At 56.8% G+C, this 14713-nt stretch carries 15 protein-coding genes and 5 tRNA genes; 9 read left to right on the forward strand and 11 right to left on the reverse strand.

Translation table 11 applies throughout. From position 1 onward, the window contains the following. The 4 genes from MHM85_RS11720 to MHM85_RS11735 form a co-directional block, all read right to left on the reverse strand. Positions 1-1183 (reverse strand): TRAP transporter large permease (locus MHM85_RS11720; protein WP_239286130.1); only part of this gene is annotated, 1183 nt, incomplete at its 3' end. Between the two features lie 9 nt (positions 1184-1192). Further along, entirely contained in the window at positions 1193-1753 is a 561-nt protein-coding gene (locus MHM85_RS11725) for a TRAP transporter small permease (protein WP_139526401.1), read from the reverse strand. Between the two features lie 69 nt (positions 1754-1822). Beyond that, positions 1823-2800: a TRAP transporter substrate-binding protein gene (locus tag MHM85_RS11730; RefSeq protein ID WP_139526400.1), complete on the reverse strand. Its 978-nt coding sequence runs from the start codon at positions 2798-2800 to the stop codon at positions 1823-1825. Positions 2801-3004: 204 nt separating this feature from the next. Further along, the gene (locus MHM85_RS11735; protein ID WP_219861709.1) at positions 3005-3478 is read right to left on the reverse strand and encodes a heme-binding protein; all 474 of its coding nucleotides are present in this window, start codon (positions 3476-3478) and stop codon (positions 3005-3007) included. 221 nt (positions 3479-3699) lie between these two features. Here MHM85_RS11735 and MHM85_RS11740 point away from each other — a divergent pair, with 221 nt between their 5' ends. Next, positions 3700-4380, forward strand: a complete 681-nt coding sequence (locus MHM85_RS11740; protein ID WP_139526398.1) for a GntR family transcriptional regulator — start codon at positions 3700-3702, stop codon at positions 4378-4380. A 4-nt stretch (positions 4381-4384) separates the two neighbouring features. On the opposite strand, the gene glcC is transcribed toward MHM85_RS11740, so the two are convergent. Continuing rightward, positions 4385-5167 carry a transcriptional regulator GlcC gene (gene glcC / locus MHM85_RS11745; protein WP_139526397.1) on the reverse strand — a complete coding sequence of 261 codons (783 nt, stop codon included), beginning with the start codon at positions 5165-5167 and terminating at the stop codon, positions 4385-4387. A 213-nt stretch (positions 5168-5380) separates the two neighbouring features. Between glcC and glcD the strand changes: the two genes are divergently transcribed. From glcD to MHM85_RS11765, 4 genes are all read left to right on the forward strand, one after another. After that, on the forward strand, positions 5381-6880 hold the full coding sequence (glcD, locus tag MHM85_RS11750; RefSeq protein WP_153842521.1) for a glycolate oxidase subunit GlcD: 1500 nt from the start codon (positions 5381-5383) through the stop codon (positions 6878-6880). A 17-nt stretch (positions 6881-6897) separates the two neighbouring features. Continuing rightward, complete coding sequence (gene glcE / locus MHM85_RS11755; RefSeq protein WP_239286128.1) at positions 6898-7998, forward strand: glycolate oxidase subunit GlcE; 1101 nt, start codon at positions 6898-6900, stop codon at positions 7996-7998. Between the two features lie 14 nt (positions 7999-8012). Continuing rightward, positions 8013-9245, forward strand: a complete 1233-nt coding sequence (gene glcF, locus MHM85_RS11760; protein ID WP_219861713.1) for a glycolate oxidase subunit GlcF — start codon at positions 8013-8015, stop codon at positions 9243-9245. Between the two features lie 81 nt (positions 9246-9326). Next, positions 9327-9728, forward strand: a complete 402-nt coding sequence (locus MHM85_RS11765; RefSeq protein ID WP_219861715.1) for a heme-binding protein — start codon at positions 9327-9329, stop codon at positions 9726-9728. 152 nt (positions 9729-9880) lie between these two features. Here the strand turns inward: MHM85_RS11765 and MHM85_RS11770 are convergent. The 6 genes from MHM85_RS11770 to MHM85_RS11795 form a co-directional block, all read right to left on the reverse strand. Next, a tRNA-Asp gene (locus MHM85_RS11770) sits at positions 9881-9957 on the reverse strand. 68 nt (positions 9958-10025) lie between these two features. Next, positions 10026-10101 (reverse strand) — tRNA-Val (locus MHM85_RS11775). 51 nt (positions 10102-10152) lie between these two features. Then, positions 10153-10229: transfer RNA gene (locus MHM85_RS11780), tRNA-Asp, on the reverse strand. A gap of 35 nt (positions 10230-10264) precedes the next feature. Further along, positions 10265-10341 (reverse strand) — tRNA-Asp (locus MHM85_RS11785). A 46-nt stretch (positions 10342-10387) separates the two neighbouring features. Continuing rightward, positions 10388-10463 (reverse strand) — tRNA-Val (locus MHM85_RS11790). Between the two features lie 106 nt (positions 10464-10569). Then, positions 10570-11289, reverse strand: coding sequence for an alpha/beta fold hydrolase (locus tag MHM85_RS11795; RefSeq protein ID WP_219861717.1), 720 nt, complete (start codon positions 11287-11289; stop codon positions 10570-10572). A 190-nt stretch (positions 11290-11479) separates the two neighbouring features. On the opposite strand from MHM85_RS11795, the gene ccoN reads away from it, so the two are divergent. From ccoN to ccoP, 4 genes are read left to right on the forward strand one after another with little or no spacing between them, the layout of a single operon-like run. After that, positions 11480-12904 (forward strand): cytochrome-c oxidase, cbb3-type subunit I, encoded by a 1425-nt coding sequence (ccoN, locus tag MHM85_RS11800; RefSeq protein WP_139526391.1) that lies wholly within the window; start codon positions 11480-11482, stop codon positions 12902-12904. 19 nt (positions 12905-12923) lie between these two features. Next, positions 12924-13532, forward strand: coding sequence for a cytochrome-c oxidase, cbb3-type subunit II (ccoO, locus tag MHM85_RS11805; protein WP_153842519.1), 609 nt, complete (start codon positions 12924-12926; stop codon positions 13530-13532). A gap of 3 nt (positions 13533-13535) precedes the next feature. Continuing rightward, positions 13536-13754 (forward strand): cbb3-type cytochrome c oxidase subunit 3, encoded by a 219-nt coding sequence (locus tag MHM85_RS11810; RefSeq protein ID WP_139526389.1) that lies wholly within the window; start codon positions 13536-13538, stop codon positions 13752-13754. Next, positions 13751-14680 (forward strand): cytochrome-c oxidase, cbb3-type subunit III, encoded by a 930-nt coding sequence (gene ccoP / locus MHM85_RS11815; RefSeq protein WP_139526388.1) that lies wholly within the window; start codon positions 13751-13753, stop codon positions 14678-14680. The genes MHM85_RS11810 and ccoP overlap by 4 nt, the downstream gene beginning before the upstream one ends. The last annotated feature ends 33 nt before the right edge of the window (positions 14681-14713 follow it).

Below are 14713 nucleotides of genomic sequence, written 5' to 3' on the forward strand. Positions count from 1 at the left end.
GCCACTCGGAACTGGACACCGCGCCGGACGGTCTGGCTGAACCCGGACCGGGAAGACCCGCTGGTTCAACGCGATCAGCGATTAGAAGCCGCCTGATTCCAGGTTCCAACAAGCTTGACAGGCATCGACCCACTTCCAGTACCAGCGGCAGCACGATAGGGACGACCAGAATGATGGCGGCTGCCGAGTGCAGGAACACACCGAGAATCAGGAAGATGATGTTCAGCAGTGCCAGGATCACATACTTGTTGCTGGTCAGGTCGCTGATTTGCAAAGCAATGGCCTGAGGAATACGGGTTTCGGTCAGATACCCGCCCACCACCGCAGACGCCGCCACGAGCAGCATGACGACGGCAGTTTGCACACCAGCGCTTTTGCACGAGTCGATGAAGTTCTTGAGGGTAAACTCGCGATAGACCACCGCACTGATGAAGATGGCGACACACACTGCCAGCGCAGCACCCTCCGTCGCCGTCACGAAGCCGCCGAAAATCCCACCCAGAATGATGACCGGAATCAACAGCGCCCAAACGGCCTCTTTCAGTGCCTTCCAGAGTTGCGACACCCGGAAACGACCTTCAGAGGGGAAGTTGTACTTACGCGCCAGGTAGTAGCACATGGCCGCCAAGCCCATCGCCCCCAGCAGGCCAGGAAAGATACCGGCCACGAACATCTGAACGACCGACTCCCCCGACATGACCGCGTACAGAATCATGGGTATGGAAGGCGGAAGGATAATTGCCAGACTGGCCGCCGAAGAGGAAATCGAGGCGGCAAACTCTTTGGAGTACCCCTTCTTGCGCATGGCAGGAATCAAGATACTGCCAATCGCCGACACGCCCGCCACCGATGACCCGGAAATTTCGGCAAAGAACACCGACGCACCGATGGTCACCATCGACAGGCCACCCTTGATGAACCCCACCATGGCCATGGCCAGATCGATCAAGCGTCGCGAGATGCTGGAGGCGTTCATGATGGCACCTGCCAGAATGAACAGCGGGATGGCAATCAACGGAAAGTTGGTTGCCCCCTCGAACATCGTCATACCCACCGTCGGCATCGCCATGCTGCCGTAGGTAATGAAGGTGGCGATCGTCCCCACCAATGCCAGAGCGACCGCCACAGGCACATTGATCAAGATCAGCGCAATCAGTGCAATGAAGATATAGAGAATGATCATGATGGTTACTTATCCTCGCGGCTGGGTGCTAACGGCTTCAATGTCGTCGGCATCGATACCGGCCTCTTCAAGCTCGTGGTCGATGAAGCCTTTGCCGCGGGCACTTCTCACTATGTCGGGTAGCCGTAGCAGCTCCGCGATGATGAACAGCACCGATGCAATGGGAATGGCCGACTGCACCACTTGCATGGAAATAGCCGGCAGACTCACCATGTTCATGCCGTCGAGAATCAGCATGACTTGATAGCTCGCCAGCCCCAGAAATATGAAAAAACCAATGGTGATCGCTTCGGCCAGTAATGCGACTGGCACACGAATGGAGGGCGGACACATATTCAGTACACTAGGACATGTAATGTGAGCCCCTTTAGCGGCCGCCAAAGCCGCCCCGTAATACGTTACCCAAGCCAATAGAACGGCCGCCAATTCGTCATACCAACTCAACGGAGAACCTAAATAGCGAGAAACGAAGCCAATGGTGACCACCCCCGCTAACGCAATCACCAACACCACAACGATACCTTCAAGAAATGCAAAGTAAGCATTCTTGAATTTGGTATAAGCGCTCATTGAAACCTCCTTTAGGAAGAGACGCCCACCTCCAAAGAGGTGGAACGCCGCTTCGAGATGATGGCTTGGTTATTCGCGCAGGGCAGCGACGGCATCCAGCATTTCCTGGCCGCCTTCGACATCATTGGCAAAGGTGTCATAAATGGACTGAGAGGCGGCCACGAAGGCATCGAAGTCTACTTCGTTCACTTCCATTCCCGCATCACGCATCAGAACCAACGTCTCATCATCCAGACGCTGCCCCTCTTCCAGAGCAAAGTCTTCGAGTTCAAGAGCGACTTCCTGCAGCACGTTACGGACATCGTCAGGTAGGCGATTCCAACTGGCACCGGCGGTTAAATAGGCGGGGGTATAAACGTGATTGGAAATAGAGAGATAGTCTTGCACTTCGTGAAAACGCGAGGAGTAGGTTTGAATCAGCGGGTTCTCTTGACCATCCATGGCTCCTGTCTGCAGGGCCACGAATACTTCGGAGAGCGACATGGGAGAAGGCGCGGCACCATAGCTGCGGAACATCTCTATCCGCCAAACACCGCTCGGGGTGCGTAATTTGATGCCGCCAAGATCTTCAGGAGTGGTAATAGGGCGTACGTTATTGGTGATTTGGCGGAAGCCATTTTCCCACACGGCAATAATGTTAAAGCCCTTGGCTTGGGCCGCCTCATAGAGCGGGCCACGGACGACTTCATCGCGAACGCGTTTCATGTGCTCGCGATCCTCAATCAGATAAGGCATTTCAAACAGTGCAAACTGCTCGGCTTCTGAGCTCATGACCGTTGAGGGAATCGCAAGATCGAGCGAACCAAGACGCAGACGACGCATCATGGACTCGTCGCTACCTAACTGGCTATTGCCATAGACATTCACTTCGGCAGCGCCGTCCAAGCGTTCATTGGCCAGCTCAGCAAAGCGGTTAGCAGTAATTTCAAACAGCGAGCCAGGCCCACCGACGTGGCCAAGCCTCACCTCGAGGTTAGCGCTGGCAACCGATGCGTGTAGCCCGAAGGTAACGGCAGCTGCCGCTAGCGCAGTCTTGATAAATTTCATGGGGTACTCCAAGTGAACCGTTGTTGTTGTTGGGTCTTCACCATTTCAATTTGAATTCAAAATTCAAAATTAGGTATTAAACTTTCGTCTTGAAGCAGCCTCCTAAGCGTCAACTTACTGATACACCTAGCATTTAAAAAAGTGATGACATAAAAAAAGCAGCGTTCAACGAACGCTGCCTGCTTGAACAACCACCTCGTTGGCCTAATGCTCTTCGCCACCGGGCGCTAACCCCCAGTGCAAATCGGCCGCTTTGATACCGGCAATGGCGACTTGCTGATCCTCTTCTGACGAAGCGCCACTCACCCCCACGGCACCTATGACACATTGCTCTCCATCAAGAATAGGCACGCCTCCCGCCACCGGCACAAAATGCCCTTTCGAAGCCGCTGCAACGCTAGCAAGAAACGCAGGGCGTTCGATATTGCGTTCCCCAATAATGCCGCTGGCAATGCCCATACCCAGTGCGGCGTGTGCTTTTCCCTGAGCCACCGGAAAACGTAGTGGCGCGCAGCCATCTTCACGCTCGGCAGCCACCACATGGCCACCTCCATCCAGCACTACCAGCGTGAGAGGCGGAAGACCGACTTTTCTCGCCTGTGCCCTCGCCCCGTCTAAGATGGCTCTGGCCTGCTCTCGACTCAACTGAACGCTACACATGAAAATATTCATTGCCATACATTGGCTCCTACATGGTTATTGATTGTTATGGGGAGCAGTTGGGTCACTGCCGCCTATCTAGCATAGCTCGACTTGCTACAATTGAATTCATAATTACTTTTGCGAATCATACAAAGAGTCGCCAATATAAGCGTATGGCTTTGTGTTCAAATGGTGTTTACAAAGCGGCACCCGTCGCTTGGTGGATACCAAGCGGATACACAAGAAGGGACAGAACAATGACGAAAATTTTACAGCGTAATCTTTATCGTGAAGTCGCTGACCGCATTGGTGAGCTGATTGAGCACGGTGAACTGGCCCCGGGTGAGCGGATCTCAGAAAAGCAGCTTTGCGAACGGTTCGGCGTATCACGCACGCCGCTTCGAGAAGCACTCAAGGTGCTGGCCACAGAGGGGCTTATCGAGCTGCTGCCCAATCGAGGTGCGCGGGTGGTGCGCTTGACGTTCAAAAAAGTGAAAGATACCTACGACTTAATGGCAGCATTGGAAGGTTTGTCCGGCGAGCTCGCCTGCCAGCACATCAGCGACGCTGAAATTGCGGCTATACGTGCCTTACACGATGCCATGCTCGAACACTATCGCCATCGAGATCTGGCCACTTATTTCGAGATCAACCAGCAGATCCATGAAAGCATTTTGGCCGCTTCGCGTAATGAGGTGTTGCAAGAGATGTACAGCAACCTCAGTCAGCGCGTAAAGCGAGTGCGCTACTCGAAAAAAATGACCCAAAAATTTTGGAGCCAAGCCGTTCAAGATCACGAGAACATGATCTCCGCGCTCGAGCAGCGCGACAGTAAACGACTTGGGCAAATTTTACGCGACCACCTGTGCAACAAGCTGGAAGTGGCCACCTTGGCAGGCGTCATTGAGGATGACAGCCTGAGTGCGGCCAACGCTTAACCTGCTATTGCCACTGTTCGAGGCGCATTGCTGAACGCTCTAAACGATCATGCTCCGCTTCTAGCTCACGAAGTAGCTCGCTGATACTGGTCAAGTGTTCCAACGCAATCTGTCGCGCCTGCTCGGCATCACCACTTACCACCGACTCATGCAGCCGAGCGTGCTGCTGATTGATCATCTCGCGAGGACCAGGCCGATGGTAGAGATGCTTTACCGAAGCAAACACGGAGCTGAGCAGCAAATCGGTCAAACTCTGTAAGGTATGCACCAAAACCGGGTTATGGGAAGCTTGCGAAATGGCGAGGTGAAACGCATGGTCTAGTCGAGCCAGATGCTCTACCTCTAACTCATCTGGCGAGGCAGCAGCATACGCCGCCATTTCGCGGTAGCGGCGAGTGATCAATACTCGATCCATCGATGTTCCCCGCCGTGCGGCCAGATAGGCGGATTCTCCCTCCAATAAGGCACGCACTTCGAGCAAATCAAACAGGGTACGCGGATGGTCGTTAAACAGGTGCATCAGCGGGCTTTGCTGGTGCATGGGGAGCAGCGACGCCACGGTCGAGCCGTGACCCTGGCGGGTATTGATAATGGCTTTACTGCGCAGAATGCGCAGCCCTTCCCGCAGCGAAGCCCGCGAAACGCCTAGTCGTTCGCACAGACGCCGCTCGGAAGGCAGCAACTGCCCAGGCCGAAAAACACCTTCCAGTATCAACTCTTCCAGGCGAGCAGCCACATGCTCGGGCGTGCGCCGCCCCATGGAGATATCGTCTCTGCTAAACGCCATACGCCGCTCCCTTGGATCAATTGGCCATCTCAACTGGGTAAGACCAAGTCATTCAGGCTCTTCTTCAAACTTACCACCGCCCTACTATCGACCAATTACTGGTCAGACCATTGCACCACAACCTAGACAGGCGCACAAAAAAAGCTCAAATTGAGCGCCATGGTAAAGCAACGCTACCGTTACTTTTAATGATAAAAACTTAGGGATGTCGTTATGAATATCCTTTTCGACGAGCGCCTCGATGGCGAGCTTGTCCACCGTGATAAAGCTGACGTACTCAGCGACCTGCAAGGCGCTGTCCCCTCTTTGACGCTATTGCATCGCGAGGAAGATTTACGTCCTTTCGAGTGCGATGGCCTCGCCGCCTATCGCGTGCTGCCCATGTTGGTGGCGCTACCGGAAACGCTGGAACAGGTCGAAGGCCTGTTGAAGCGCTGCCACGCGCTGGGCGTACCGGTGGTTACCCGCGGCGCAGGCACCGGCCTGTCCGGCGGTGCGCTACCGCTCGAACAGGGCGTGCTGCTGGTCATGTCGCGGTTCAACCAGATCATCAGCGTTGATCCTGATGCTCGCATTGCCCGCGTGCAACCAGGAGTGCGCAATCTTGCCATTTCAGAGGCGGCCGCCCCTTACGGGCTCTACTACGCCCCGGACCCCTCCTCACAAATTGCCTGCTCGATTGGCGGCAACGTGGCTGAAAATGCAGGCGGCGTGCACTGTCTGAAGTATGGTCTTACCGTGCATAACGTCATGCGCGTGGATGTCCTGACCATTGAAGGCGAACGTATGACGCTGGGCTCTGAAGCCCTGGATGCCCCCGGTTTCGACCTTCTGGCTTTGATGAACGGGTCAGAAGGCATGCTAGGCGTGGTCACGGAAATTACCGTGAAGCTGCTGCCCAAGCCGGAAACCGCCAAGGTATTGATGGCCAGCTTCGATGATGTGGAAAAAGCGGGCCGCGCGGTGGGCGACATCATTGCCGCAGGCATTATCCCCGGTGGCCTGGAAATGATGGATAAGCTCGCCATCAAAGCGGCGGAAGATTTCATCAAGGCAGGCTACCCCGTGGAGGCCGAAGCCATTCTGCTCTGTGAGCTGGATGGTGTGGAAGCCGACGTGGACGACGACTGCGAGACCGTGCGCCGCGTACTGGAAAAGGCTGGCGCCACTAACATTCAACAGGCACGTGACGAAGCCGAGCGCGCCAAGTTCTGGGCCGGGCGCAAGAATGCCTTCCCTGCCGTAGGCCGCATGTCGCCGGACTACTACTGCATGGATGGCACCATTCCCCGCCGCGAGCTGCCGCGCGTGTTGAAAGGCATTGCCGCACTTTCAGAAGAGAGCGGCCTGCCCGTGGCCAACGTCTTCCACGCGGGTGACGGCAATATGCACCCGCTGATCCTGTTCGATGCCAACAAAGAGGGTCAGCTTGCCCTGGCGGAAGACGTAGGCGGCAAGATCCTGGAGCTATGCGTGGCCGCCGGTGGCTCGATTACCGGCGAGCATGGCGTAGGTCGCGAAAAAATCAACCAGATGTGCAGCCAGTTCCAGCCCGATGAGCTGACGGTCTTCCACGCGCTGAAAGCGGCGTTCGACCCCAAACGGCTGCTCAACCCAGGGAAAAACATTCCAACCCTGGCGCGCTGTGCCGAATTTGGCGCGATGCATGTGCATAACAACGAGTTACCGCATCCGGAGCTGCCACGCTTCTGATGCTATAAGGAACCACCATGACCGAACTAGCGATACACGCTGCCGACCGAGACATTGCCATTGAGCTGAGCGAACAGGTTCGCAGCGCCTACCACGACCACACTCCGCTGCGCATCGTGGGGGGCAATACCCGGGCCTTTTATGGTCGTCCGGTGGAAGGCACGGAACTCAGCGTCGCTGCCCATAGCGGCATCGTCTCTTACGACCCTATAGAACTCGTCGTCACGGTTCGGGCAGGCACCCGCCTGAGCGCGCTGAACGCGGCGCTGGCAGAAAAACATCAAATGCTGCCTTTCGAGCCGCCCATTTTTGGCGACGCCAGCACCATTGGCGGCGCGGTGGCCACCGGTATGTCCGGCCCTCGTCGCCCTTGGGCAGGTGCCGCACGGGATTTTGTCCTGGGCACTCGAGTGATTACCCAAGAGGGCAAACTGCTGCGCTTTGGCGGCGAAGTCATGAAAAACGTGGCGGGCTATGACCTGTCCCGCATGATGGCAGGTGCCCAGGGCACGCTGGGCGTGCTGGCCGATATCTCGTTTAAGGTGCTGCCCATTCCCACCGCCAGCCACAGCCTGCGCCTTGACATGGGCTTGCAAGATGCCTTAGCGAAGCTCTCTGAGCTTGGCCGCCAGCCGCTGCCCATCACCGCTGCGGCATGGCACGCAGGCGAGCTTTTTATTCGGTTGGAAGGCGGTGAAAGCTCCGTCAAGGCCACCAAAGAACGCCTGGGCGGTGAAGAACTGTCTGCGGATTTCTGGCAGCAGCTGCGTGACCAGCAGCATGGCTTTTTCAGCCTCAATGAAGGACAGGCGCTGTGGCGCCTCTCGCTACCGCCCCATACCCCAGCGCTAGAACTCGCCGTTGATGAAAGCGATATCTTCTATGATTGGGGCGGCAGCCAACGCTGGGTGAAAACCGCACTACCCGCAGACACGCTGCGCGATGAATGCCAGAAGGCCGGTGGCCACGCTACCTGCTATACCCCGCATGCCCAAGGGGGTGCAGAGTCACCCTTTACGCCACTGAATCCTGTGGTCGAGAAGTACCATCGCAACCTGAAGGCCGAGCTGGACGCCCACGGTATTTTCAACCCTGGTCGTCTTTATGCGGCATTTTAATCAGGAGAGCTGACATGCAGACGCACTTTACCGATGCCGACCGCCAGAAACCGCATATCCAGGAAGCCGAGCGCATTCTGCGCACCTGCGTACATTGCGGCTTTTGTAACGCCACCTGCCCTACCTATCAGCTACTGGGCGATGAGCGAGACGGACCGCGCGGGCGCATCTACTTGATGAAAGAGTTGCTGGAGAGCCGCGATGACGATGACCAAGTCACCGAAGAGACTCGTCTTCACCTCGACCGTTGCCTAACCTGCCGCAATTGTGAGACGACCTGCCCCTCTGGCGTGGAGTACCACAAACTTTTGGACATTGGCCGCGCCGAAATCGACCGCCGCGTGCCGCGACCAGCCGCCGAGCGCGCCCAGCGCTATGCGCTGCGCAAAATGCTGGTGGACCCGAAACGCTTCAAAGCGCTACTAACGCTAGGGCAAACCTTCAAGCCTCTAGTGCCCGGCAAACTGCGTAGCAAAATGCCGCCTGCACCGGTCGATGCAGGCCAGCGACCCAACAGCCAGCGCCATGCCCGCAAGGTGTTGATTCTAGAAGGCTGTGTGCAGCCCGGCCTGTCGCCCAACACCAACGCAGCCACGGCGCGCCTGCTCGACCGTTTGGGCATTAGCGTCACACCGATTAGTGAAGCTGGCTGCTGTGGTGCTATCGACTTCCACCTCAATGCCCAAGAGGCGGGCCGCGAGCGGATGCGCGCCAACATCGATGCCTGGTGGCCGCAAATCGAGCAGGGAGCCGAAGCCATCGTACAAACCGCCAGCGGCTGCGGCGCGTTCGTCAAAGAGTATGCTGACATGCTCAAGGACGACCCCGCCTACGCTGAAAAGGCCAAAAAAGTCAGCGCACTGGCGAAGGATATCGTCGAAGTACTGCGCGACGAGCCGCTCGAGTCGCTGCAGCTTAAAGAGCACCAGCGCTTAGCCTTCCACTGCCCCTGCACGCTGCAGCACGCCCAGAAACTCAACGGCGCAGTGGAAGGCGTGCTTAGCAAACTCGGCTTTGCACTAACGCCCGTGAAAGATGCCCACCTGTGCTGCGGCTCAGCAGGCACCTACTCGGTCACACAGCCAGAGCTCGCCACTCAGCTGCGCGATAACAAGCTGAATGCGCTGGAGGCAGGCAACCCTGAGGTGATCGTGACCGCCAACATCGGCTGTCAGACGCATCTCGCCAGCGCCAACCGCACGCCGGTACGTCACTGGGTGGAAGTCGTGGACGCTGCCCTGGTATAAACCTCTAACACTTGCGGCGCTCGGCACAACGCTAACCGTCGTGCGCCTCGCTTCACCCCCGATGACAAAAAGGAATCTTCGATGCAAACCAAAGCTGTTTTAGGCCAAGCAGACGTTATCCAAGTTCTCGACGCTGCCCAGAAAGAAGCTGACAACAACGGCTGGCCGGTCACCATTGCCGTTACTGACGATGGTGGCCACCTACTGGCACTGCGCCGTTTAGACGGTGCTGCCCCGTTCAGCGCCGATGTTGCTACCCAAAAAGCGCGTAGCGCGGCCCTGGGTCGTAAGGAGACCCAAGTGTTTGAAGAGATGATTAACGGTGGCCGTACGGCGTTTGTCTCTGCACCGCTACAGGGTCTGCTATCTGGCGGCGTGCCGATCATCGTGGATGGTCACGTCGTCGGCGCTGTCGGCATCTCTGGCGTCAAGCCAGATCAAGACGTGCAAATTGCCAAAGCAGGCGTCAGCTCGATCGCCTAACGCTTACCTAGTCAATAACAGCAGCGTGCAGCGTATTGACTGCACGCTGTTCGTTAACGTGTGGTGTACACGCAATAAAAAAGCCCGAATCATAGATTCGGGCTTTTAGGAATTTGTTCGGCTTTATCAAACGATTGCCGATGAGTGCTTAATGGCGGACCGGACGAGACTCGAACTCGCGACCTCCGGCGTGACAGGCCGGCATTCTAACCGACTGAACTACCGGTCCACTATAAGACACATAACCATTCAACAGACAATTTAAGCGGTTCAGGGGCGCATAAATGTGAAACTGAATGGTGGGTGGTACTGGGTTCGAACCAGTGACCCCCAGCTTGTAAGGCTGGTGCTCTCCCAACTGAGCTAACCACCCAATATACTGAAAGCTCATCGCTTATCAATATTGCTACTTATCAAGTTATCGTGGCGGACCGGACGAGACTCGAACTCGCGACCTCCGGCGTGACAGGCCGGCATTCTAACCGACTGAACTACCGGTCCGAATAACGATAACCAACTGCAGGCTTATATGATGATGGCGGACCGGACGAGACTCGAACTCGCGACCTCCGGCGTGACAGGCCGGCATTCTAACCGACTGAACTACCGGTCCACTAATGCATCATTGACTGCGTTACGTTTCCAGGGCACCAAATGAATGGTGGGTGGTACTGGGTTCGAACCAGTGACCCCCAGCTTGTAAGGCTGGTGCTCTCCCAACTGAGCTAACCACCCGCTGGTCACGTGGCGCTGCATTCTACAGAAGCCTGCTTGAATGTCAACACATCGTGTTTAAATTTATGATTTAAACCAGTGTGCTGCACCTACTCAAGGCAACCGCTTACTGAGCGCGGACGAAGGATGCCGCAACTATGGCGGCTTCGTCAATCAAAACCTGCTGATTGACGCCAGAACGTCGTCGCGGTTTAAAGTCATGGTCACCATCGGTGAGCCAATGAATGCGTAGCGAGTCAGGTAACGCATAACAGGCTACCTCTTCACGCGTGCCGAATGGGTCACGCTCACCTTGTAGAATGAGCATGGGCACCGAGAGCTGAGAAAAGTGGCCGGTGCGAAGTGACTCAGGCTTTTTGGGAGGGTGAAATGGATAGCCTGCTGCGATGACGCCTGCGCAAGGATATTGGATGGCAAGCAGCGAGGCCACTCGACCGCCCATCGATTTCCCTCCCAACCAAAGCGGCGTATCGTGCAGCGGCGCGAGCAAGTCATACCAAGCGGCAAAATGATCGACAGATGTCGCCACGGGCGGTGGAGGCCGACGTTTCGCTTGCTCGCTCATCTGCTGCATATAAGGAAAGTCGATGGCCCAGACTTGAAGCCCTTGGCTAACCAGCATCGCGGCAAATTGCCGCATGAAATCGGACAGGTGACCTGCACCAGCACCATGGGCCAGAAGAATTCTTCCCCCTACGGGCACTCCCGAAACGCTCACCGGTCCAACACCCTCCACGACGAACCGCTGAACTGCGGGGCTAGCGGGCCGTGCCTTCAGGTCATTTGGAGCGACAGCCTCGAAACCATGATCGGCGTAGTACGACACCCTGCTCTCCTAATAATTCAGCGTTACATCCATTGGCGTGTTCAGCTTAGGGCGCGGCTGCGATAGAATCTAGGCCGGATCTTGACCTGCATCATCAAGCGGGTGGCCGCACCCGTGCACAATGCGATGGCAGCGTGCGATTGCAAAATGCCACGGGTTACCCCCTAACCGCGTTCGATGGGAACATGAAATGAGCACAGCATTGGAACACCCGACCTACAATTACAAGGTAGTTCGGCAGTTCGCGATTATGACCGTTGTGTGGGGCATCGTAGGTATGACGCTTGGCGTTATCCTTGCCTCCCAGCTGGTCTGGCCGCAACTGAACCTCGGCCTACCTTGGACGAGCTTCGGGCGTCTTCGTCCGTTACACACTAACGCCGTTATTTTCGCCTTTGGTGGTTCAGCGCTCTTTGCGACGTCTTACTACGTCGTGCAGCGTACCTGTCAGACTCGCCTGTTCTCTGACAAGCTCGCAGCATTCACCTTTTGGGGGTGGCAAGCGGTGATCCTGTCGGCGGTAGTCTCTTTACCGCTGGGCTACACCACGACCAAAGAGTACGCAGAGCTCGAATGGCCGATCAACATCCTGCTGGCGGTGGTGTGGATCAGTTATGCGATCGTGTTCTTGATGACGATCAAAAAGCGCACCACGTCGCATATCTATGTGGCCAACTGGTTCTTTGCTGCGTTCATTTTAACGGTTGGCGTTCTGCACATCGTGAACAACGCCGCGATCCCCGTCACGCCCATGTACTCCACCTCCATTTATGCCGGTGCCGTCGATGCCATGGTGCAGTGGTGGTACGGCCACAACGCGGTGGGCTTCTTTCTGACGGCGGGCTTCCTGGGCATGATGTACTACTTCGTACCCAAGCAGGCTGAGCGTCCGATCTACTCTTATCGTTTGTCCATCGTCCACTTCTGGGCGCTGATCATGATCTACATGTGGGCGGGCCCGCACCACCTACACTACACCGCACTGCCGAACTGGGCGCAGTCGCTGGGCATGATCATGTCGATCATTCTGCTGGCACCGTCTTGGGGCGGCATGATCAACGGTATGATGACCCTGTCGGGCGCTTGGCATAAGCTGCGCACCGATCCGACCCTGCGCTTTTTGGTCGTCGCGCTGTCGTTCTACGGCATGTCGACGTTCGAAGGCCCGATGATGGCGATCAAGACCGTCAACGCGCTATCGCACTACACTGACTGGACCATCGGTCACGTCCACTCAGGCGCACTGGGCTGGGTAGCGATGATCACCATCGGCTCCATGTACCATCTGATCCCGCGTCTGTTTGGCCGCACCGAAATGTACTCCGTCAACCTGATTGCCGTGCACTTCTGGCTAGCGACCATCGGCACCGTACTCTACATTGCCGCCATGTGGGTCAACGGTATCATGCAGGGCCTAATGTGGCGCGCCATCAATGCTGACGGCACGCTAATGTACACCTTCGTGGAATCAGTCGAGGCCAGCGGCCCAGGCTATTTTGTGCGCATGGTGGGTGGCCTTTTCTGGGTAACCGGTATGCTCTTGATGGCCTTCAACGTGTATATGACCGTGAAGCGCCGCGAAGCCATTGGCCTCACTGCGCCACAAGCCGCCTAAACCGGGGAAGTTAAGACCAATGAAACACGAGATTGTCGAAAAGAACGTTGGCCTACTCGCCGTATTGATCCTGGTCGTGATCAGCTTTGCCGGTTTGGCCGAAGTCGTTCCGCTGTTCTTCCAAAAACAAACTACCGAGCCGGTCGAAGGGCTACGCCCGCTGACGGCGCTCGAATTGGAAGGTCGCGATATCTACCGCCGCGAAGGGTGCGTGGGCTGCCACTCACAGATGGTCCGCCCCTTCCGCGCCGAGACCGAGCGCTACGGCCACTACAACGTTGCCGGCGAGCAGGTGTATGAGCACAATTTCCTGTGGGGCTCCAAGCGCACTGGGCCAGACCTGGCGCGCGTAGGCGGTCGTTACAGTGATGATTGGCACCGAGCCCACCTCTACAACCCGCGCGATGTGGTGCCAGAATCGATCATGCCAGCCTACCCCTGGCTGTTTGAGCGTACCCTCGACGGCGAAGCCACACCGGATAAAATGCGCACCCTGCGTCAGCTCGGCGTGCCCTACACCGATGAGGACATCGCCAATGCTACCGCTGACGTACGCGGCACCCAGGAAATCACTGCCCTGGTCGCCTATTTACAACAGTTAGGAACCGTGCTCGAGGGCACACGTTAAGTTATGGATACGGGAACTTTCCGCGGCCTGATCACGCTGATTTTGATCTTCGCTTTTATTGGCATCTTTTTCTGGGCCTACTCGAAGCGACGCAAGCCAGACTTCGACGAAGCGGCTAACCTGCCCTTTGCCGACGATGATGAGCAGCCGACCCGTGACAAGCATGCTTCGACCAAACACGAAGCGGATTCCCGCCACGACAGGGGAGATAAGAATAGATGAATAATTTATGGGGTGACTCCCTATCCAGCTTCTGGAGCGCCTGGATCATCGTCATCACACTGGGCACGATCGCGCTAAGCGTTTGGATTTTGCTAGCCAACCGCCGCACCGACAAAACCCCAGACGCCGATGGCAATGTCGAGACCACTGGCCACGCAGCTGATGGCATCGAAGAGTATGACAACCCGCTGCCACAGTGGTGGTTCAAACTCTTCATCTTGACCGTGGTGTTTGCGCTCGGCTACTTGGTGCTCTACCCCGGCCTGGGTAACTATGCCGGTATCCTGGGCTGGTCCCAGGAGAGTCAGTGGGAAGAGGAAGTGGCCGAGGCCGAAGAGCGCTTCACGCCCATTTTTGCTCAGTATCAGGAAGTGCCCATCCCCGAGCTGGCGCGTGATGGTGACGCCATGCAGGTGGCCGAGCGTATCTTCCTGAACAACTGTGCCGTGTGTCACGGCTCGAACGCCCAAGGCGGCTACGGCTTCCCCAACCTGACCGACGATGACTGGCTTTACGGTGGCGAACCCGAGAACATTCTGACCACGCTGAACAACGGCCGTAACGGCCTGATGCCGTCCTGGCAGCAGCTCGGTGAGAACAACATCGAAAACCTGACTCAGTACGTGCTGTCACTCTCCGGTGAGGAGCATGACGCCGAGCGCGCTGCCAGTGGTGAAAGTACCTTCCTGGCCGCCTGTGCGGCGTGCCACACGCCCAGCGGCACGGGGAACACTGCGCTTGGTGCGCCGAACCTGACCGACGACGTGTGGCTCTACTTGGCCCCAGGCCAAAGTGTGGCCGACTCGATTCGTCAAACGCTGCGTAACGGCCGTAACGGCCACATGCCTGCCCAGGCAGCGTATATCGGTGAGGAACGCGTCCATCTCGTCGCCGCTTACGTGTATAGCCTGCGCTTCAACGACTAGTCCCGTTGACAGGCGTTTAACGCAAGCGTGAAC

The sequence above is a fragment of the Halomonas sp. McD50-4 genome, from assembly GCF_022348135.1.
GTDB classification, from domain to species: domain Bacteria; phylum Pseudomonadota; class Gammaproteobacteria; order Pseudomonadales; family Halomonadaceae; genus Vreelandella; species Vreelandella piezotolerans.

Bases quoted from the DNA above. Each gene is read 5' to 3' on its own strand.
- glcC (WP_139526397.1), bottom strand. From the start codon at position 5,167: ATGGCGTTTAGCAGAGACGATATCTCCATGGGGCGGCGCACGCCCGAG.
- MHM85_RS11725 (WP_139526401.1), bottom strand. From the start codon at position 1,753: ATGAGCGCTTATACCAAATTCAAGAATGCTTACTTTGCATTTCTTGAA.
- glcF (WP_219861713.1), top strand. From the start codon at position 8,013: ATGCAGACGCACTTTACCGATGCCGACCGCCAGAAACCGCATATCCAG.
- glcE (WP_239286128.1), top strand. From the start codon at position 6,898: ATGACCGAACTAGCGATACACGCTGCCGACCGAGACATTGCCATTGAG.
- ccoP (WP_139526388.1), top strand. From the start codon at position 13,751: ATGAATAATTTATGGGGTGACTCCCTATCCAGCTTCTGGAGCGCCTGG.
- glcD (WP_153842521.1), top strand. From the start codon at position 5,381: ATGAATATCCTTTTCGACGAGCGCCTCGATGGCGAGCTTGTCCACCGT.
- MHM85_RS11740 (WP_139526398.1), top strand. From the start codon at position 3,700: ATGACGAAAATTTTACAGCGTAATCTTTATCGTGAAGTCGCTGACCGC.
- MHM85_RS11765 (WP_219861715.1), top strand. From the start codon at position 9,327: ATGCAAACCAAAGCTGTTTTAGGCCAAGCAGACGTTATCCAAGTTCTC.
- ccoO (WP_153842519.1), top strand. From the start codon at position 12,924: ATGAAACACGAGATTGTCGAAAAGAACGTTGGCCTACTCGCCGTATTG.
- ccoN (WP_139526391.1), top strand. From the start codon at position 11,480: ATGAGCACAGCATTGGAACACCCGACCTACAATTACAAGGTAGTTCGG.
- MHM85_RS11730 (WP_139526400.1), bottom strand. From the start codon at position 2,800: ATGAAATTTATCAAGACTGCGCTAGCGGCAGCTGCCGTTACCTTCGGG.
- MHM85_RS11810 (WP_139526389.1), top strand. From the start codon at position 13,536: ATGGATACGGGAACTTTCCGCGGCCTGATCACGCTGATTTTGATCTTC.
- MHM85_RS11735 (WP_219861709.1), bottom strand. From the start codon at position 3,478: ATGGCAATGAATATTTTCATGTGTAGCGTTCAGTTGAGTCGAGAGCAG.